20 protein-coding genes are annotated in these 19,321 nt (G+C 30.9%); 5 read left to right on the top strand and 15 right to left on the bottom strand.

Annotation, left to right across the window (positions count from 1 at the left end; all coding sequences use genetic code 11):
• Nucleotides 1–52 precede the first annotated feature (52 nt).
• A complete protein-coding gene (locus tag RH915_RS03245) occupies nucleotides 53–436 on the bottom strand; it encodes a rhodanese-like domain-containing protein (protein ID WP_310477878.1) in 384 nt (127 codons plus the stop codon).
• 155 nt (nucleotides 437–591) lie between these two features.
• Complete coding sequence (locus RH915_RS03240) at nucleotides 592–750, bottom strand: DUF1540 domain-containing protein (protein WP_310477877.1); 159 nt, start codon at nucleotides 748–750, stop codon at nucleotides 592–594.
• A gap of 348 nt (nucleotides 751–1,098) precedes the next feature.
• Between RH915_RS03240 and RH915_RS03235 the strand changes: the two genes are divergently transcribed.
• A complete protein-coding gene (locus RH915_RS03235; protein ID WP_310477876.1) occupies nucleotides 1,099–2,712 on the top strand; it encodes a putative manganese-dependent inorganic diphosphatase in 1,614 nt (537 codons plus the stop codon).
• A 65-nt stretch (nucleotides 2,713–2,777) separates the two neighbouring features.
• On the opposite strand, the gene RH915_RS11495 is transcribed toward RH915_RS03235, so the two are convergent.
• Nucleotides 2,778–2,942 carry a hypothetical protein gene (locus RH915_RS11495; RefSeq protein WP_310477946.1) on the bottom strand — a complete coding sequence of 55 codons (165 nt, stop codon included), beginning with the start codon at nucleotides 2,940–2,942 and terminating at the stop codon, nucleotides 2,778–2,780.
• Complete coding sequence (locus RH915_RS03225; protein ID WP_310477875.1) at nucleotides 2,873–3,265, bottom strand: LURP-one-related/scramblase family protein; 393 nt, start codon at nucleotides 3,263–3,265, stop codon at nucleotides 2,873–2,875. The genes RH915_RS11495 and RH915_RS03225 overlap by 70 nt, the downstream gene beginning before the upstream one ends.
• 151 nt (nucleotides 3,266–3,416) lie before the next feature.
• Between RH915_RS03225 and RH915_RS03220 the strand changes: the two genes are divergently transcribed.
• Together RH915_RS03220 and RH915_RS03215 are read left to right on the top strand one after the other, a co-directional pair.
• The gene (locus RH915_RS03220) at nucleotides 3,417–4,109 is read left to right on the top strand and encodes a response regulator transcription factor (RefSeq protein ID WP_310477874.1); all 693 of its coding nucleotides are present in this window, start codon (nucleotides 3,417–3,419) and stop codon (nucleotides 4,107–4,109) included.
• Nucleotides 4,102–5,601: a sensor histidine kinase gene (locus RH915_RS03215; RefSeq protein WP_310477945.1), complete on the top strand. Its 1,500-nt coding sequence runs from the start codon at nucleotides 4,102–4,104 to the stop codon at nucleotides 5,599–5,601. Before RH915_RS03220 ends, RH915_RS03215 begins: the two co-directional genes overlap by 8 nt.
• A gap of 201 nt (nucleotides 5,602–5,802) precedes the next feature.
• Here RH915_RS03215 and RH915_RS03210 read toward each other — a convergent pair whose 3' ends face one another.
• The 8 genes from RH915_RS03210 to RH915_RS03175 form a co-directional block, all read right to left on the bottom strand.
• The gene (locus RH915_RS03210) at nucleotides 5,803–5,967 is read right to left on the bottom strand and encodes a hypothetical protein (RefSeq protein WP_310477873.1); all 165 of its coding nucleotides are present in this window, start codon (nucleotides 5,965–5,967) and stop codon (nucleotides 5,803–5,805) included.
• Nucleotides 5,968–6,205: 238 nt separating this feature from the next.
• Nucleotides 6,206–6,535 carry a hypothetical protein gene (locus RH915_RS03205; protein WP_310477872.1) on the bottom strand — a complete coding sequence of 110 codons (330 nt, stop codon included), beginning with the start codon at nucleotides 6,533–6,535 and terminating at the stop codon, nucleotides 6,206–6,208.
• A 172-nt stretch (nucleotides 6,536–6,707) separates the two neighbouring features.
• Nucleotides 6,708–6,866 carry an aspartyl-phosphate phosphatase Spo0E family protein gene (locus RH915_RS03200; protein ID WP_310477871.1) on the bottom strand — a complete coding sequence of 53 codons (159 nt, stop codon included), beginning with the start codon at nucleotides 6,864–6,866 and terminating at the stop codon, nucleotides 6,708–6,710.
• Between the two features lie 71 nt (nucleotides 6,867–6,937).
• Entirely contained in the window at nucleotides 6,938–7,933 is a 996-nt protein-coding gene (locus tag RH915_RS03195) for a protein-glutamate methylesterase/protein-glutamine glutaminase (RefSeq protein WP_310477870.1), read from the bottom strand.
• Nucleotides 7,934–7,935: 2 nt separating this feature from the next.
• Nucleotides 7,936–8,760 (bottom strand): CheR family methyltransferase, encoded by an 825-nt coding sequence (locus tag RH915_RS03190; RefSeq protein ID WP_310477869.1) that lies wholly within the window; start codon nucleotides 8,758–8,760, stop codon nucleotides 7,936–7,938.
• Nucleotides 8,760–10,982 carry a methyl-accepting chemotaxis protein gene (locus RH915_RS03185; RefSeq protein ID WP_310477868.1) on the bottom strand — a complete coding sequence of 741 codons (2,223 nt, stop codon included), beginning with the start codon at nucleotides 10,980–10,982 and terminating at the stop codon, nucleotides 8,760–8,762. Before RH915_RS03185 ends, RH915_RS03190 begins: the two co-directional genes overlap by 1 nt.
• A 21-nt stretch (nucleotides 10,983–11,003) precedes the next feature.
• Nucleotides 11,004–11,501: a chemotaxis protein CheW gene (locus RH915_RS03180; protein ID WP_310477867.1), complete on the bottom strand. Its 498-nt coding sequence runs from the start codon at nucleotides 11,499–11,501 to the stop codon at nucleotides 11,004–11,006.
• Between the two features lie 15 nt (nucleotides 11,502–11,516).
• Entirely contained in the window at nucleotides 11,517–13,544 is a 2,028-nt protein-coding gene (locus RH915_RS03175; RefSeq protein ID WP_310477866.1) for a chemotaxis protein CheA, read from the bottom strand.
• Between the two features lie 163 nt (nucleotides 13,545–13,707).
• Here RH915_RS03175 and RH915_RS03170 point away from each other — a divergent pair, with 163 nt between their 5' ends.
• Nucleotides 13,708–14,412 (top strand): response regulator transcription factor, encoded by a 705-nt coding sequence (locus RH915_RS03170; RefSeq protein WP_310477865.1) that lies wholly within the window; start codon nucleotides 13,708–13,710, stop codon nucleotides 14,410–14,412.
• Between the two features lie 29 nt (nucleotides 14,413–14,441).
• On the opposite strand, the gene RH915_RS03165 is transcribed toward RH915_RS03170, so the two are convergent.
• The 3 genes from RH915_RS03165 to RH915_RS03155 form a co-directional block, all read right to left on the bottom strand.
• A complete protein-coding gene (locus RH915_RS03165; protein WP_310477864.1) occupies nucleotides 14,442–15,185 on the bottom strand; it encodes a response regulator in 744 nt (247 codons plus the stop codon).
• Nucleotides 15,186–15,219: 34 nt separating this feature from the next.
• Nucleotides 15,220–15,585 carry a hypothetical protein gene (locus RH915_RS03160; RefSeq protein WP_310477863.1) on the bottom strand — a complete coding sequence of 122 codons (366 nt, stop codon included), beginning with the start codon at nucleotides 15,583–15,585 and terminating at the stop codon, nucleotides 15,220–15,222.
• A gap of 220 nt (nucleotides 15,586–15,805) precedes the next feature.
• Nucleotides 15,806–18,547 (bottom strand): PAS domain S-box protein, encoded by a 2,742-nt coding sequence (locus RH915_RS03155; RefSeq protein ID WP_310477862.1) that lies wholly within the window; start codon nucleotides 18,545–18,547, stop codon nucleotides 15,806–15,808.
• Between the two features lie 195 nt (nucleotides 18,548–18,742).
• On the opposite strand from RH915_RS03155, the gene RH915_RS11490 reads away from it, so the two are divergent.
• Nucleotides 18,743–19,315, top strand: a complete 573-nt coding sequence (locus tag RH915_RS11490) for a response regulator (RefSeq protein ID WP_331618276.1) — start codon at nucleotides 18,743–18,745, stop codon at nucleotides 19,313–19,315.
• Nucleotides 19,316–19,321 lie beyond the last annotated feature (6 nt).

Genomic DNA, 19,321 nt, shown 5'->3' with positions numbered 1-19,321 from the left:
TTATTTAAATTTTAAAAAAACTCGGGTTTTATCCCGAGTTTTTAGCCTACATCTAATGATTCACTTCGTATGGCCAGCTATTAATGCCGCCTAAATCATAAACATTATTATATCCCTTCTTGAGTAGCATATTTGCCGCTGTTCTACTTCTATTTCCAGATCTACAGTAAATAATGATTTTCTGATCTTTTTTTGGTATTTTTCTACCTACTTCTGATTCTAACACATGTAGTGGGATTAAAGTGCTCCCATCAATATGTTTTTCATTATACTCTTCAACCGTTCTTACATCCAACAGAACGATGTCTTTATTCTGTTCCAGTTGATTTTTAGCTTCTTCAGGTGACATCCGTTCATACCCACTTTCTGTCTTGTTATTATTATATAAATAGAAACCTAGTACTAATACGATTATAATGATAACCCATCTATTCAAAAAACCATCCCCTTATATTATTATATTATAATTATACGATATATGTAATAATAGCATAATTGATATAATTTATCAAGTAATGTCTCTTATCAACAAAGAAGATGACCTAATAGGTCATCTTCTAAGATCATTTTTAAATCTATTGTTCTTTTCATTTACTCCATTTGAAAACTTCCACAGTCTGTTGCCTCTTGGTTTTTGGCATGACTTTCATGCTTTACTACATTTATATGGTCTAAACTACAGTAAGATTCTTTTTTTGCATGGTATTTACATTCGTCTACTGTACACCCAATACTTTTATTCATTTTCATACTAATCCCTCCTTTACAAAAGTTTATGGACTGTTAAATCCATATAAATATTCTTTGTAATTAATTAAGTTTTATACGAGTATAAAAAATCATACTTTACTTAATAAAGTTATTTTACTTGGGAAGAATTTAATTATACTTAAAGGATTTTAATGAATTGAGCCATTTATTTGACTTCTTATTTAAATTTTAATAAAGCTATAAATATGTTCTTAGTTAATATATTGTATAAAATAAAGTAATTATACAATTTTTTCACTTAATTTGTTATAATGATTTAAATAATGCAATATGCAATATATACAAGTATTTTATTTTAATATTTCATATTTTTTTAGGAGGCTACAAATGACTATATCTATTTTTGGACATACAAATCCTGATACCGATTCTGTATCTTCAGCAATCGCACTTTCAGATTTATTAAACCAACTTGGGCTCGATACAATACCCTACGTTTTGGGAAATATAAGTAAAGAAAGTAATTACGTTCTTGATTATTTTAAACTTTCCAGGCCTTCATACCTGCCTGATGTTAAAGTTCAGGTTCGTGATTTACAATATGATTTTTCTAATGGTATTTCACCTAAGAACTCGATTCTTTCTACATATAACCATATGAAAGCCAATGCATTAGAAACAGTTGGTGTTGTGGATCACGAAGATAAGTTACTAGGTATTATAAGTATGAAAGATATCGCTATGGGTGTTATTGAAGGTGAATATTATCATTTGCAAACTTCACTGCAAAATTTAATCAATGATCTTGATGGGCGAGTTCTATATTCAAATAGAGAGTTTGTTGATGGAAAAGTTTCTGTCATGGCTTATTACTACGAAACTGATGAAGATCACCTTGGCGAAGACGATATTATAATTGTAGGAGATAGATACCATATTATTGAATATGCCATTTCCTGTAAAGTACAACTCATTATCATAACCGGTGGTAAAGAAATTCCTCAAAAGTATATTGACTTAGCAAAAGAAAATGGCGTTACAATGATTTTGGTTCCAAAGGATACTTACTTTATTTCAAAAATTATCAATATGAGTAACTTTACTAGTCAGATAATGCGTAAGAATAACATAATACAGTTTACAGAAAGTGAATATTTAGAAGAAGTTAAGGAAGAACTACACCATAGCCACTTTAGAAATTATCCTGTAACAGATAGTCAAAATAAATTTTTAGGGTTTATTAACCGTAAACATATTATGAATCCGACAAAGAAAAAGGTTATTCTAGTTGATCATAATGAATATAGTCAAAGTGCAGAAGGTCTTGAAGAATCAGAAATTTTAGCAATTGTTGATCATCATAAAATTGGAGATATCTCAACTTCTATACCGATTAACTTTAGAAATAGACCTGTTGGTAGTACTTGTACTATCGTCTATTGGATGTATAGAGAATATAATGTAGAAATTCCTTTTAAAATTGCAGGTGCTTTATTATCTGGTATTTTATCTGATACTTTACTTTTTAAGTCCCCTACAACAACAGACATGGACAAAAAAGCTGCTAATAAACTAAATGAAATCTTGAATTTAAATATAGATGATTTTGCTATGGATATGTTTAAATTTGGTACATCTTTAGAGGGACAAACAATTCCAGAGATTTTCCATAAAGACTTTAAGGAATTCCATTTAGACACTTATAAAACTGGTATAAGTCAAGTATTTACTTTAGATATTGATCATGTCTTTAATAAAAAAGATGAATTTATGACTTATATACAGGACATCCACAAAAGAAAAGAATATGATATCACCTTAGTGTTAATAACTGATATTTTAAAAGAAGGCTCCTATTTACTATATCAATCAAAACATCATAGTATCATATCATCAGCCTTTGATGTTAGTACAGAGCAAGGAGCATTTGCTGAAGGTATTGTTTCTAGGAAGAAACAGGTTATCCCTAAATTATTGGACACAATCCAATTAATAAAATAAAGCAGTAAAAAAGCAGACTATTTTTTAAAATAGTCTGCTTATTACTGTAAAATACTTTTTCTAATTTAATGATTATTATGGTTCCGATCATGTAGCACTTGATCTATAACAATGACCAGGGCTAACATAAAGGGTTGGTCTTCATCATCAGCAATATCTGTCATGTATGTATCTGCGAAGGATAACCATTTCTTATTGACTGATGCCACATACTTGCCGTTTTTTGTGATTTCAAAATTATGGCTAAAAAAGTCACCGGACATTCCATAGTTCCTGTGCTACTAGTAATAGTAAATTTAGGTTTAAAGAAAGTAAACGCTTTCTTTACCATTGCCATATGTTTTCCCTGGTGAAAAATATTATACTCCGGTAAAAAACGAAGTAGCTTTTGTTCTATCGCTATTAGTTCATTCCCAGCTAAATCTTCTAACTTTAATTTATCTCCGAGAGCAAAAACCTTTCCCCTTACAATAAATTGTGGTTCATCATTTTCATCTTTGATGGTAAAGTTATCCCCAAAACTAAATATCTTTTGTCTTATTTTATATTTCAATATGATCACGCTCCATACTTAATCTTAATAAGTATATTATACAGTATATTTACTATGTTTTGGGTCCTAATAGTTCACCCATTATATAGAAAGTAGAAAGTAATTAATAATGATGATACAATATTGATAATAAAAATTTAAGGGGGATTCTATGGACTTGGATCGAGTAGCACTTCTTGTGGAAGATGATGGAGATATTTGTGAACTTGTGAAAATTGTTTTAAGATCAGAAAACATTGAACTTGATATAGCATATGATGGTCAAATTGGTTTAGAAAAAGCGTTAAATAATAAATACCACCTTATTATTTTAGATGTTATGCTTCCAAAAATAGATGGATGGACCTTATGTGAAAATATAAGAAATGATTCTAAGAGTAATGATGTTCCAATTATTATGCTAACCGCAAAGGACCGAGAATCAGATAAGGTATATGGACTTGAAATTGGTGCTGATGATTATATATCTAAACCCTTTAGCCCTAGAGAGTTTTTAGCAAGAGTGAAAGCACTTCTAAGGCGATCTTCTAAATATAACCCCCAAGAAAATCAATTAACATTCGGAAATCTAACGGTTAATTTAAATAAATATCAAGTTCTACTAAATAAAAAAAACATTTCATTAACCCCAAAAGAGTTTGAACTTTTATATACACTGGCATCTCATAAAGGTCAAATTTTTACCCGACAGCAATTGCTTGAAAAAATATGGGGATATGAATATTTTGGTGAAGAACGTACTGTTGACGAGCATGTTAAAAGAATAAGAAAAAAGTTAACCCAAGAAAGTCGCCATAAATACATACACACGGTTTGGGGGGTAGGTTATAGGTTTGATGTTTAAAAAAATGATTTTAAAAAGAACTGGTAGTCTATTTTCTAGAATTTTGCTGTCACATATTATTATTATCGGCATAACACTTTTCACAATTAGTTTATTATTTTTTAATCTTGTGGAAAAATATTTTTTTAGCTTAAGAGAATGGGAACTAGTAGAAGATGCGAATAAAGCTATCGCTCTAGTTACTGAAGATTACGAAGATCGTAATTATGCCGAACTTGAAAAAACAGCTTCAGTTTTATCCGCCTCTATGAATTCTAACCTGCGAATTATCGATCCTCGCATTGATTCTTCTTATAGCAGTACTATCATACCTATTCCTTCCGATGAACAAAGTGAAGCGCTAACTGGATTAGGATATTATGAAATTAATAATGTTTTAATGGGAAATACATTATTTAAAAAGCAATATGGACCAAATATGCAAAGATTGATGGTCGCTATGCCTATAGTTTCATCTAATGAAGATTTTTCTGAATCAGGAGAAGCATCTACTATAGGAATGTTAACTTTAAGTACACCTATTGCTGCAATTGAAACTACAATATCTAGAGTAACTAGATTGATTATATATTCTTCTTTATTTGCTGTAACCGTAGCTTTAGCCTTAGCTTTATTTTTATCAAAGACAATTTCAAAACCTTTAAAAGCAATGGCGCTCTCGGCTCAAGAGTTGTCTAAAGGTAATGCCTATAACAAAGTAGACGTAAGTACTGCTGGTGAGATAGGAGATTTAACTATTGCCTTTAATAAAGTTATCGAGGAAACTGAAAATACAGTAAATGAACAAAAGAACCTTCAAGCCTTACAAGACAAGCTAATTGCTAATGTCTCCCATGAGTTTCGTGTTCCACTGACATCTATACAGGGCTATACAGAATCGATGTTAGAAGGATTTGTTAAAGAAGAAGAAAAAGAAAAATGTTTACATACCATTTTAAACAATGCATTACACTTAAATCACCTTGTTGAAGATCTTTTAAAATTATCTAGTATGGAAAAAGGTTATACAAACTTAAACTTTAAACCGATTTACCCAAAAGCAATACTTAATAGAGCAATTTACAGTATTAAGTCTAAATCTGATGGTAAAAATATATCTATTACAGTTTTTCTTAATGAAGAAATACCATATATCTTTGCTGATGAAAATAGGCTATATCAAATTTTAATCAATTTACTTGACAATGCCATTGCTTATACACAAGAAGGTGGACATATTGAATGCTCAATACGAACAGAAGATGACTTACTTGTATTTGCAATATCTGATAATGGCATTGGTATTAATAGAAAAGATTTGCCTTATATTTGGGATCAGTTCTATATGGCGGATAGTTCAAGAAATAGAGCAAACAAGAGACATCGTGGTCTTGGTTTATCTATCGTAAAAGAATTGGTTAAATTGCATGGTGGGGAAATTAATGTAGAGAGTAAAATTGGTGAAGGGAGTACATTTTATATAAAACTTCCTACTTATAAAAAAAGTAGCTAAGGAAACTTTCGCTAGGAAACCCTAGGTTTCCTTCGGCAACAGTTATGCTGACTGAGCCCCGCCCTTACTACGACAGAGGATTTTATCCCCTATAACCTCTATTTTTTATATAGTAGAAAAGCAGAACTTTCCTACTATATAAAAAAAAAATTATACCCCTAGTTTGTTACTCTAGGGGTATAGAATGGGAGGCTTTTCTAATTAGTCTTCTTCAGGATCAACAGGTGGCTCATCAGGTCCTGGTTCTTCTGCTGGTACTCCTCCTGGAACCTGATCCATATTCTCATCAATAGCTTCGCACCCGATAACGAATATAGAACCAATCATTAGTATCATAGATAGTAAAATCATCAATTTCTTTTTCATTTTCTATCCCTCCTAATTATTTATACTCTAACTATAACAAGGATTTTTCAATAATTTTTAACCCTTTTTTAAACTTTTTGTAAACTTATATTTAAAATGTATCCCGACCTTAAGTGACATTTTGTTTTATACTAACCTATAATAATGTAAGTAATTTTCTCATTTAAAAAGATATAAGATGATCTCTAGATTTAAACCTAGAAATCACCTTTTAATATACATACTGCTGCACTAAGCTTTATAATAGTATTTTATAAGCTTCCATCCCTAACCAATCAGGGCCAAAAACTAATCCTAGTATGGCGATTATAATTAAAAACCCACCAAAAACAATTGAAAATACACCGGATATGCCAAAATTAATTAACGTATCTATTATATTATCTCCCAGAGATTGCTCAGAAAATATGAAAACACCAAATGATATACTAAGTAAACCTAAAAATATTACTGCTATAAGTAATATATATCTTAGATCCATAAATGGACTTATGTAGTCTGAAAAATATAAAATTACAAATATAAAAACTAAAATAAGTATAATAGAAATTATGATGCTTCTTTGCATTTTTACCCTCCTTACGCAAGTGCTTCTATGTTAACCAATCTTATTAAAATTAAACTTCTCTACTTATTCTCATACATTAAATAATTCAACAATGTAACTCATATGTGTAGATATAAAAAAAGAAGGTTTTTGTTTTAACCTCCTTTTTAATCTTATTTCTTCCTTTATTTCGTTAGTATTTAAATTTAGTAATACTATTTTGCAACTCTGAAACAATTAATTTATCTAGTTCTTGACTTAATTTAACTACTTCTTTATCCGTTAGTTCATCTTTCTTTTGGATGACTGTATTAAGCTTTTGTTTAAGCATATTAATATTATAATCTTCCATAAATTTATCCCCCTGTATTATTTTTATTGTCTTTTTCCCACATATTTATTTGATAAATATAGCCAAACCTACTAGTTTAGCATCTGCAAAATAACATTTGGTATCTTTTCTAAGGGTACTTGTCTTTCCACTGCCCCTAAGTCGTAAGCCGCTTTTGGCATCCCATAAATAACCGAACTTTTCTCATCCTGTCCAATTGTTTTAGCACCAAGTTTTAGTAAACTATATAGCCCTTTAGATCCATCTTTTCCCATACCTGTAAGAATAATCCCCAAACTTTCTTTATGTCCTATACCCACTATCGAATCAAAAAAAACATCTACAGAAGGCCTATGGCCATTAATTTTTTCATTTTGATTTAATTCAACTTTTAGTACTTCTCTCGTTTTTTTTACTTTTAAATGATAATCGCCCGGTGCAATTAACACTTGTCCTGGTTTTATTAAAGTCCCATTTTCCGCTTCTAATACATCTAGTACACTTATTTCATTTAGTCGGTTCGCGAATATTTTAGTAAATGTTTTTGGCATGTGCTGAACCACTACAATTCCCGGAACGGTTTTAGGAAGATTTTTAATAATATATGATATAGCCTCTGTTCCTCCAGTTGATGCGCCAATTGCAATTAAACTTATTTTTGTGGTACTTCTTTTTAAATTATTTTTTTCTGTTTTTAATAAATCTAAATTAACTGTTGAAGCCATCTTTATTTTAAAAATTAATTCCTGCATAAATACATCTGCATTTTTTCCTGATGGTTTATCGATAAAATCAACAGCCCCACTATTTAATGCTTCAAAAACTTTTTCACTTGCACTACTAATAACTACCGTCGGTAATGGATATTGTGGCATTAATTTTTTTAAAAATTCTATTCCATCCATTCTTGGCATTTCTATATCTAATGTCATCACATCTGGTCGAAACTTTATAATTTTATCCCTTGCCTCAAAGGGATTTGAGGCAAGGCCTAATACTTCTATATGTGTATCTTGCTCTAAAGCATTTTTTAAAAATTCTCTAAATAAAAGAGAATCTTCTACTATTAGTACGCGAATCTTTCTCATATTTATTCCTTTCTGTATATTGAAGGCATTACTTGATGATATAAGTTCCAATCATAATTAATGGATTCTGACTGTCCTATAATTAAGTATCCTCCTTTTTCTGTCCAATCATAGAATTTTTCAACTAGTGCTTTCTTTGTGTCATGATCAAAATAAATCATAACGTTTCTACAAAATATTACTTGAAATTTTTTCTTGAATGAAAAATCACCCATTAGATTGAACCTTCTAAACAATATATCTTCTTTGATTTTTTCATCAATTAAGTATTTGTTATTATGTTGCTTAAAATACCGTCTAAGGTAACCCTCAGGGATTTTATTCACTTTATCATCTTCATAAATACCTTCTTTTGCAATTTCTAATGCTTTTGCAGAAATATCTGTTGCAAGAATCTTTGTGTCCCACTGATTGTTATTCTTACCAAAATAATCATTAATGACCATTGCAAGCACATAGGGTTCTTCACCACTAGAACAACCAGCGCTCCATATTCTTAAATCTCTAGTGTTAACATATGTTTTTTCTAAATAAGGAAATATCACTTTTTTTAAATACTCAAAGTGCATATTTTCTCTCATGAAGAATGTATGATTTGTTGTAAGTTTGTCTACTAAGTAACTGATTTCCTTGCCATCTTTATCAGCAAGAATATAATCATTGTAATAAGTTTTGAAGTTAGGAATATTCCTTCGCATCAAATCATTTTGTAACCTACCGATGATCAATGACTTTTTTGACCTAAGATTAATTCCGTAATTATTTTTAATATATGCAATAAGTAGCTCTATATCTTGATCAGAAATTCTAAATTGATTTTCCTTCATTAATACTTCCCAAGGTCTTTGTCATCAAGGTCAATAGATATATCGGCATCGTTATTCTCATTTTTTTCTTGCTTTATCTCTTGGTTGTTCTTGTTGTTAGCATCTTCTTCATATCCCCATCGATTCACATTATTTCCTAAGCGCTTAGATTTTTGAAGCTGAAACTTTTCAATCATTTTTCTTACTAACTCAGCCTGATTTGTTAACTCTTCTGTTGTTGCTGCAGTTTCTTCTGCTGTAGAAGAATTTGTTTGAACGACTTCACTTACCTGGTCAATAGATTGGTACACTTGTGTAACAGCAGTAGCTTGTTCATTTGACGCGCCTGCAATTTTTTCAACTAGTTCATTAACCTTATTTACATTTTCTACTATAACTTCTAATGCATTAGAAGTTTCCCCTGCAATTTCAGTGCCTTGGGCTGTTTTCTTAATTGAGTTCTCTATTAATTTTGTCGTTTCTTTTGCTGCATTTGCACTTCTTGCCGCTAAGTTTCTAACTTCTTCTGCGACTACTGCAAAGCCTTTACCATGTTCTCCAGCTCTTGCTGCCTCTACTGCTGCATTTAATGCCAATATATTTGTTTGGAAAGCGATCTCATCAATTACTTTAATAATTTTAGAAATATTTTCTGCTGAACCATTTATCTCGTCCATGGCATTGACCATATCTCCCATTTGTTTGCTTCCCATTTCTGCTTTTTCATTAGTTATGGTCATCAAATCATTCGTTTTATTAATATGTTCTGCTGTTTCTTTTACCTGATTCGCTATGTCTGACATTGTCACATTTGTTTCTTCTAGTGCACTTGCTTGTTCCGTAGAACCTTGAGCTAGGCTTTGACTACCTTCAGAAATTTGTATTACCCCACTAGCAACCTGCTCCATTGCACAATTAATTTCACCAATAGTTTCATTAAAGGACTCTATAATATACTCTAGTGCTTGTCTTATTTTAATAAAATCTCCCTTATAAACTTTCTTAAGCTTTACATCTAAATTATTATTGGCCATTTCCGAAAGCACTTCTGATATTTCACTTATATAATCTGAAAGGATTTCCATTGTACTATTTAATCCATCTTTAATTTGAGCATGGTCTCCTAGATATTCTCCTGTAACTTTTGCTTTTAGATTACCTTCCGAAAGCTGTTGCAACACTTCATTTGCCTCTTTTACCGGATTGAGAACAGCATCTAATGTGTTATTAATGCCATCTAATAGTTCATACCAAGCACCGTGACAGTCCTCTGTACTTGCTCTAAAGCCAAGATTCCCCTTTTTAGCAGCATCGTTTAATGCGTTCACCTCGTTAATTATTTTTTTTACGATCGTTGCAGATTCTCGTAGCTTAGCTCCTAAAAAGTCTTTATCCGACTCCAGCTTTACATCGTAATCTATTTCACCTTTGGATATATGTTCAGCAATTTCGGCTTTGTATTGGATACTTGAAATCATTTTTTTAAATGATTCTCCTAACTCACCAATCTCGTCCTTTGAATTAACATCTACTTTTACATCTATATTTCCTAAGGCTAGTTCAGATGCAATATAGGTTAATTTTTTAATTGGTTTACTAATTGCTTTAGTGCTTATAAACACTAATAAAATTGCAAGTAGCATTCCTATAATAATAATCACCATAATAATTTGATTTACACTTGATACTGTTGCAGTATTTCTTTCTGAAATACTTTGTGTATTTTCAGTGATGAGTGTAAACAGTTCATCAATGTTCCTGTTTACACTTTCTGCTACAGGTGCTCCTTCATTAGTTAGCAGAATATATGCCGCTTCATTTTCATCATTCAAAGCTAAATTTACCATTTCCTCTCTAATACCTTGGTAATGATAAAGGTTTAAGCGTAACTGTGCAACATCTCTTAATAAATCTTCATTTGTTAATGCCGCCTCTAGTTCCTGTAAATCTTGTTGTATCTCCGCTGCAATATGATCAATTCTCTGGGCATAACTTATTTTAGCATCCATGTTATTAGATGCAATCATCTGACTTACGTTAACACGCTCTCTTTGAAAACGTGTTGATATTTCTGAAATTTCAACCATAGGAATAACGTTTTCTTCGTACATTTCAGTATAACCTTGGTCTATATCATTAAAGTAATAAATAGATGCCCCACCTACTGCAATTATTGCTATGCCTAAAACAATTGTACTAAACAAAATTTTACTTCCTATCTTTAAGTTATTAAACCATTTCATCATATATCCCCCCATTTTTTATTAGTCTTGCAATACACCTTCTATTTCCTCTTTTTTTATTAATTGCTCTACATCTAGTAGTAACTTTATCTTTTTTGATGTTTTTACAATGCCTCGGATGTACTTATTTTTATATTGGTTATTAATTTGAGGCGGTGGCGTTATATCTTCTGTTTTAATTGTAATTACTTCTGAAACACTATCTACGGCTAAACCAATAAATATATCCTGTATTTTTATTACAATTATACAAGTTCTGTCGTGATAAGCCTTAAAAGCTTTTTTAAACTTAAGCCTTACATCCATAACAGGAATGATCTTTCCCCTCAAATTTATAACGCCTTTTATATAAGTCGGCAGTTCTGGTATTGAGGTAATTTCTTGAATCCCAATTATTTCTATTACATGACTAATATCAATACCAAACTCTTCTTCTCCCAATGCAAATACAAGTATCATCTCTGTAAGCTTTACATTTTCAGAAGTTGGTAATACAACTTCCTGTTCAGCAATCGACATAAAATCTCCCCCCTTTTATTCATCTAAAAAATCCGTTAGTTTGTTTACATCTAAAATTAAACTGACACTACCATCTCCTAATAGCGTGCACCCTGCAACGGCCTTTACTCCTTTTATATATTCCGGGAGTTCTTTTACAACAATTTGTTGTTGACCAGCAAGCTCATCTGCAAAGACACAAAACATTTGTTTATCACTTTCTACAATAATAATAACGCCTTCTGAAATCTTTTCTCGGGCACCTTCCGTTTTATACAAATGATGCAACCTTAGAATAGGCAATGCCTGATTTCTTATTAAGAGCATTTCGTTCCCATCTGTATCTTTGATGATCTCATCTTCTTTAATGCATATGGAGTGGTTAATTGACATAGTCGGTATAATATATTTTGAGACACCTACGTTAATAATCATGCCATCGATGACTGCTAAAGTTAAGGGGATTTTAATACTAATGGTTGTCCCCTTTCCAGATGTACTATCAACGGCTACACGCCCTCTAACCTGTTCAATATTTTTATTAACAACATCCATTCCTACCCCTCTACCGGAAAACTCGGATACATTGTCTTTAGTAGAAAACCCGGGTAAAAAGATAAAAGCATAGACTTCTTTATCCGTTAATTCTTTTGCACTAATATCTACTAATCCATGATCTAAGGCTTTATTTAAAATCTTATCTCTATCTAAACCCTTTCCATCATCTATAATATTAATGACAACATCTCCACTTACATTTTTTGCTTCTAAAGTTATTTTTCCCTCTTCTGCCTTTCCACAGTTTAATCTTTCTTTTGGGGATTCAATACCATGGTCTACTGCATTCCTTATAATATGTAATAATGGGTCGGATAAAAACTCGATCACATTTTTATCTACTTCTACTTCTTCCCCTCTTGTGACTATCTCTACTTTTTTGTTTGTCTTTTTTCCCATATCTCTAACGAGTCGTTTCATCTTTTGAAAGGTTTGAGATAAGGTGACCATTCGTATAGACATCACCTCTTGTTGTGTATCGTGAATAATCTTTCTTAATCTTGTCGTTGCTTTACTAAAGCTTTCTATATTTAGATTTGCAACCTCTGGATTTCTACTAACCATGGATTCGGCTAATACTAGCTCGCCAACAAGATCCATCAAACTATCTAATTTATTTACATCTACACTTATCATTTTGTTTTTTGATTTCTTTGTAGTTGTTGGTTCTTTTGTTTTGTTTTCTTGGCTTTTTCGATCGTCTTTTTGTCCCACTTGTAATTTGTTATCTTTTTCAATAGTGGCTTCTTCTACAGGAGTTATAATGTATTCTTTTATTAGAGACAGTGAATTAATACACTTTTCTATTTCTCTTAATTCCCCTGCTTCCAATTTTATTTTAAACCCTTCTTTTATAATCCTTTCTGCTGTGTCACTATCTGATGCAATTGTTTCCGGTATAAAGCTTAGTACATTTACAATCTCACTTAATTGATGAACTACGGAAAAGGCTCTAACATTTTCCATTCCTGCATCTTCCTCAAAAAACAGCGTAATCCAATAAGTGTCTTCTAAGGCACTGTAATTGTCTAATTGACCTATGTTTCCATTATTGGTTTGATCTGTCTTTTGCTCCATTTCTTTAGGGCTAGAGGTTGTCCCTTTCAACTTATTTAGGACATCCTTAGCATCTTTTATTAAGGCTTCTGGTGCTGTGTCTATTTGCTCGCCATTTTCTATCATTTGTATCTGTTTTTTTATAAAATCACTAAATTTCAATGTAATATCTGCTAGTTCTGTGTTATTTATTTCTTCTTCCAGTTGTCTGTCCCTTATAATAAAAAATAAATCTTCTAATGTATGAGACAATGTAGATATACTTTCATACCCCATCATAGTAGATGAACCTTTTATGGTATGCATCACTCTAAAAATTTCATTTATGTATTCATTTAAATTATTTGAATCTTCAACCTGGATGATTATTTCTTCAAGGCTTTCAATTAGTTGAGAGGTCTCAAAAACAAAAATGGACAGCATTGCATCTACGTCAAAATCTTTATACAAATCTTCCCCTCCTTGCCATGATTTTTAAAGAATTTTACTAATATAGTAACTTTATATACAACTATAGTAAGTTTTTGTAAAATTTGTTACCATAGTTGTAAATATATTGTAAATAATTGTTTTTTTTTGTATACTATAATTATTAAAAAGGAGTGGGTATTAAATGAAAAATATTTTAGTTATTGAAGACGAGCTCACTACGGCAAAACTAATAGAGCAGACATTAAACAAACATCAATATAATTCTTTAGTAGGTACCACAGGAGAAATAGGTCTAGATTTATTAAATAATCATCATATTGATGGAATGGTATTAGACTTGTTTTTACCTGATATAAATGGGTTTGATATTATAAAAGACATTCGTAAAAACGAGTTCTACAATGAAATGCCCATTTTAGTTGTAACAAGTAATGAGGATAAAGTTGATGTGATTTTAGCCTTAGAATTAGGGGCTGATGATTACATTACAAAACCCTTTTATAACAGGGAATTAATCGCACGTCTAAAAGCTTGTTTTAGAAAAACAAATCGATTAGTAGTTAAAGAAAATAATATTAAAATTAAGGATATTACAATCGATATTGATGCTAGAAGAGTGATAAAAGATGGTAAAAACATAAAATTCACTTCAGCGGAGTTTAATCTTTTACTGATTTTAGTCGAAAACGCTGACCATGTATTTTCAAGGGATCAGCTACTAACAAAACTTTGGGGAGATTCATGTTTTTCCGAGACCAGAATAATTGATATGCATATTTCTTCTTTAAGAAAGAAATTAGCAGACAAAGACAACAAACTAATTGAAACGGTCCGTGGTGTCGGCTACCGTTTTGCAAAAGCTTTTATAAATACTAATAGTGAATAAAACTGAATCATTATTTGGGTTATTCAGTTTTATTCCTTATGATCTATAAATTGTAAATAAGCGGATAATTTTATACTGACCGCCTCATATTCTTTTTTTACTAAATTATAATTCTCTGGTATCGATTCATAACTACCTTCTTTAATCGTATTTTCTAATACTTTGACCAGCTCATATAATGGAGATATATCTTTTATATATGCAGTTGTTCCTTTTAATTTATGGGTTATTTCTTTTAGCGCAGCATACTCAGTCTTGTTAATCATACTTTCCATTTTATCCAAAACATTTTCTTTAAATTCATTAGATGTAAAATACGTAATTAAATCTATCAGTAATTCTTTGCTCCCACCTAAAAGTGCTAAAGCATTATTTAAGCTAGCTAGATCCATTTGTTCATGTGCATTTTTATTTGTTAACCTTTCTAATATGCTATATAACAGCTCAGGGTTTATGGGCTTATATAAACAATCTTGCATACCAGCTTCAATACATCTAATTTTATCTTCAATTGATGTGCCTGCTGTCATGGCAAAAATTGGTGTGTTTTTATGTAGAGATTCATTCTCTTTTTTAATTTTTCTTACTACTTCAAAACCATTCATATCTTCCAAATGTAAATCCATTAGTATCGCATCATATAAATTATTTCTAGTTAAAGTAATTGCTTCTTCACCATTACTGGCTATGTCTAATAACCACTGTTTTTTCTTCATCATAAAATAAACAATCTTTTGACTGACTTTGTCATCCTCTACTAACAGTATTTTCATGTTTCTCAACCTTTCTAGTTCTTATATAAGTCTCCTATGCATATAATTTATGAAAACTAGTATATTCATAAATGTCAAATTTTCCTACTTCCATCACTAAATAACCTAAGTTAAAGTAGTGCTTTTCTTGTTGCCGATCTATTCTATATAAGCTATAATTTTGATCGTTTTTTATAACTGTGTAGTAACGCATTCTTCCACTTAATATCCGTATCCAAGTGTTCATTGTGTAATCTTCTTCTAATATTAGATGTTCTTTTTTTACTTTTAAAAAAACCAGTTCCCCCCTAAATATTGAATGCTCAATATCAATGTACTTGTCCTTATTATTGACGATTAACATTTTTAAATCTTCAATAACCGCCTCCATTGTTATCTTTTTAAATTTGATATTATTCATTTCAATCCCCCCCTTTATTCTATAGGGATTATTTTACCATGTCACTTTTTTTGCTACTATCATTTTTTGTAACAGTTTTGTAAATTTTATGTATTAATTTGTAATAATATCAAAAAACTGCTTAACATAAATTTAAGCAGTTTTTATTACAGTAGGAAATTTATGGTGATGGGCCTGTATAGAGGAAACTTTAGACAAAATGCTGGTATTCATTTTTTCGCTATAATTTTTCAATGTAACTTTTTAATTGCTGAATTAAAGTATCTAAACAATCTATACTCATATTATCCTGCATTTTACCTTCACAACTTTCTATTAGCCCAATAATAGAATATGCATGAATATTTCTAGAAGATTCTTTTATTTTCATCAGCACGCTATCTATATATTCCTTGTTTTCATTAGAAAATTCTAGGCTATCTACATAATTTAACATCTGCGTTCTATAATCATACAATAATTCGTTAATCATTTCTTGGCTGAGTCCTAATTGATTTTCTAAATATGAAGTTATATCCTTTTTAAACCCTGTATTTGTAAACCTATGTGGATAAAATCTTTTAATGATTTTTATTACGTCACTTAACTGGAAAGGCTTAGTGATATATGCATCCATACCACTGTCAAAACAATTTTGAATATCTTCTTCCATTGTATAAGCGGTAACAGCAATTATCTTAGGATATGGAGATTTTAATTTTGATTTCCTGATCTCCTTTGTTGCCGTATATCCATCCATACTCGGCATCTGACAATCCATAAAAACAATATCATAGTCTTTTTTAAATACGGCTTCAATTGCTTGTTTGCCATTTTCTACAACATCACACTGTAAACCTAAAGTCTGCAGTAGTTTTATAAAATATTTAGCATTGTATTTATCATCTTCCGCTAATAGTATTTTTATATCTTTTGCTATAGATACGTTACATTCCTTTTCGTTACCCAATCCCTCAATTTCAGTAGCACTATCAACTCGCTCTAATTGCAGGGTAAAAGTAAATTTTGTACCTACACCTACCTCACTACTAACCTGTATCTCTCCGTTCATTTTTTCTATAATCCCTTTTGTAATCGGCAGTCCTAATCCTGTGCCACCATATTTTCTTGAGTGAGACGCATCTCCTTGCATAAAAAATCTAAAAATACGATTTATGGTTTCAGCGGTCATCCCCATTCCTTCATCTGCGACACTTACCTGTAACGAACAATATTTATCTGATTGTTTAATAAGTTGCACATCGATATCTACACTGCCTTTTTGAGAAAACTTGATTGCGTTATCTATTAAATTTATAAATATTTGTTTTAATTTTATCTCATCACCTTTTACTAGTTTTGGCAGGTGTTCGTCGGTACATATATTTAACCCAAGTCCTTTTTCTTTTGCATTTCCACTCAAAGAAAAAACTGCTTCTTGTATTGTTTTCTCTAAGCTAAATACTTCACGGGCTAATTTCAATTTATTTGCTTCTATTTTAGATAAATCTAGTAAGTTCTCAATATGATTCAATAATAACTTAGATAGTACATCCACATTTTTTATATACTCATATTGTTCTTGGTCTAAAGTTGTGTTTTTAAAAAGTTCCATAAAACCTAAAATACCGTTTAAAGGTGTTCTAATCTCATGACTAATACTGGCAAGAAATCGACTTTTTGCCTTGTTTCCAGCCTCTGCATTTTTCTTTGATAAAATTAGTTCTTGTTTTTCTAATATACGTTTAGTTATATCCTTTGCGTACACTAATATCTTGTCTTCAGAAAGTTTAATTCCTTCAATATACCAAAATCGATTTTCACCGGTTTTCGTCTTTATCGGCACTTCTATTTTTGCTCGACCAGTGCTTAAAATTTCTTTAAAGGCCTCCTGAGCCGCTTTTTTTCCTTGTTCTCTTATAATATCTGTATAATGTTTATTTATAAGCGCTTCTTGAGAAAAACCAGAAAGTTTTGTAGCTTCTTTGTTAACCTCTTCATAATATCCATTTTTATTAATGATAAAAATTCCATTTGGCGCCTCATTTATATAACTCCTAAACTTTCTTTCACTTTTTAGCAGTAATTTTTCTGAATTTTTCAACTTTAAAACCAGAGCAATTTTCTCACCATAAATTTCAAGTAAATTTTGATTTTTTATGTCACTCTTAGCACATAAAATGATTTGACCTAGTTGTTCATTGCTGTCTTTTATACTTAAGATATACATTTTATTAAAGTCTGTAACCTGCTTCAGTCGTTCTTTTAGACTTGAATTTAAAACCGCTTGATCAACATCATTTGTATTTGAATAAACTGTTAATAATGTCCTGCTTTTTTCTTGATGGTTTTGATAACCCCACTCCTGTCCGATCATTTTATCATAATTTATGCTAGCATCCTCATTATTTAAAATTGATATACCTTTTGTTATTGCAACTTTATTTTTTAACTCAAATCTGTTGAATACCACCAAGCATGCTTCAGTTAAATTTAGAATATTATCTGTAAGCCTATTAAAGTTAATCTCTGACCATGTAAAACTTAGTAATTCATTAGAATATTTAATGAAATCTTTTAGAGTTGCTTTTTCCTCTACTCTATCAGTTATATCTCTTGCAACCGCTAAGATTAGATTATTTTTGTATGTACTTCGCCATTCAATATACTTATACGTTCCGTCTTTGCATCTATATCTATTTACATAATTCTCAGCATTTTTACCCGTTAATAACTGTTTGACTACTTTTTCTGTCTTTTCTATATCATCCTCATGGATAAAATCATAGAAGTTCATTTCTAGAATTTCATCTATAGTATAACCCAAAGTTTCGCTCCAAATATTATTAATTTTTAAAAATTTTCCATCTGTTCCTGCAATACAGAGCATGTCTATAGATAGATTGAAAAAATTTTGTAAAAGATCCTCCTTAGATTTATCATTGTACTTCGTATCTTTTTCATAACTATCTGAGAAATCCATGCGCACACCACCCTTAATCAAAGAACTAATTTTCTTTCATTTTACCTATTACTACAATAATTTCTATAATAATTCATATTTTCCTTTATTTAAATTTTTTTACTTTTTATTTTCTAAAGGAAAAAGTTTAAAACTTTGAAATTGGGGCTATAAACAATAGCAAATTATCAAAATATAAAAAGGAGATTGCCCCCTATGTCTGATAACATTCGTCCTAAAGTTTTAATTGTAGATGACGCTGCTTTTATGCGGGCAACATTATCCGCATTATTTACTGAAAACGGATTTGAAGTTGTTGGTGAAGCAGCCAACGGCATTGAAGCAGTGCGAGAGTACAAAAGTCTAAGCCCTGACCTTGTCACAATGGATATTACAATGCCTAAAATGGATGGCATCGAAGCAATACAAGCGCTTGTTTCATATAATCAATCTGTTAACATTATTGTATGTAGTGCTCGTGGATTCGAAGATGCGGTTGTTGAAGCAGTACAAGCTGGTGCAAAGGGTTTTATTGTTAAACCAATCGATACAGAACGACTTATTGAAGAGGCTAAAAAAATTCTTGGAATAAAAACGGTTGTAAAAGAAGACACTCCATCTAATGAAAAACAAAGTAGACAACCTGAGGATAAAAAAAATCCGCGTGCTGAAACGGCTCAAATGGAACCTGTGTCAGAAATGGATATTGCTAAAAAGGAACCTACTACGAATTATTCTAGTGAAGTTTCTAATAACGAACCACCACAAGATGATAATAAAGAAGCATAATTTAAA

Source organism: Serpentinicella sp. ANB-PHB4 (genome assembly GCF_031432315.1).
Lineage (GTDB): Bacteria > Bacillota > Clostridia > Peptostreptococcales > Natronincolaceae > Serpentinicella.
This window is presented reverse-complemented; position numbering and strand designations above follow the sequence as displayed.

Excerpts from the sequence above, each read along its gene's own strand:
- RH915_RS03240 (WP_310477877.1), bottom strand. The coding sequence starts at position 750 with ATGAAAATGAATAAAAGTATTGGGTGTACAGTAGACGAATGTAAATAC.
- RH915_RS03235 (WP_310477876.1), top strand. The coding sequence starts at position 1,099 with ATGACTATATCTATTTTTGGACATACAAATCCTGATACCGATTCTGTA.
- RH915_RS03220 (WP_310477874.1), top strand. The coding sequence starts at position 3,417 with ATGGACTTGGATCGAGTAGCACTTCTTGTGGAAGATGATGGAGATATT.
- RH915_RS03215 (WP_310477945.1), top strand. The coding sequence starts at position 4,102 with ATGTTTAAAAAAATGATTTTAAAAAGAACTGGTAGTCTATTTTCTAGA.
- RH915_RS03210 (WP_310477873.1), bottom strand. The coding sequence starts at position 5,967 with ATGAAAAAGAAATTGATGATTTTACTATCTATGATACTAATGATTGGT.
- RH915_RS03205 (WP_310477872.1), bottom strand. The coding sequence starts at position 6,535 with ATGCAAAGAAGCATCATAATTTCTATTATACTTATTTTAGTTTTTATA.
- RH915_RS03200 (WP_310477871.1), bottom strand. The coding sequence starts at position 6,866 with ATGGAAGATTATAATATTAATATGCTTAAACAAAAGCTTAATACAGTC.
- RH915_RS03195 (WP_310477870.1), bottom strand. The coding sequence starts at position 7,933 with ATGAGAAAGATTCGCGTACTAATAGTAGAAGATTCTCTTTTATTTAGA.
- RH915_RS03190 (WP_310477869.1), bottom strand. The coding sequence starts at position 8,760 with ATGAAGGAAAATCAATTTAGAATTTCTGATCAAGATATAGAGCTACTT.
- RH915_RS03185 (WP_310477868.1), bottom strand. The coding sequence starts at position 10,982 with ATGAAATGGTTTAATAACTTAAAGATAGGAAGTAAAATTTTGTTTAGT.
- RH915_RS03180 (WP_310477867.1), bottom strand. The coding sequence starts at position 11,501 with ATGTCGATTGCTGAACAGGAAGTTGTATTACCAACTTCTGAAAATGTA.
- RH915_RS03170 (WP_310477865.1), top strand. The coding sequence starts at position 13,708 with ATGAAAAATATTTTAGTTATTGAAGACGAGCTCACTACGGCAAAACTA.
- RH915_RS03165 (WP_310477864.1), bottom strand. The coding sequence starts at position 15,185 with ATGAAAATACTGTTAGTAGAGGATGACAAAGTCAGTCAAAAGATTGTT.
- RH915_RS03160 (WP_310477863.1), bottom strand. The coding sequence starts at position 15,585 with ATGAATAATATCAAATTTAAAAAGATAACAATGGAGGCGGTTATTGAA.
- RH915_RS03155 (WP_310477862.1), bottom strand. The coding sequence starts at position 18,547 with ATGGATTTCTCAGATAGTTATGAAAAAGATACGAAGTACAATGATAAA.
- RH915_RS11490 (WP_331618276.1), top strand. The coding sequence starts at position 18,743 with ATGTCTGATAACATTCGTCCTAAAGTTTTAATTGTAGATGACGCTGCT.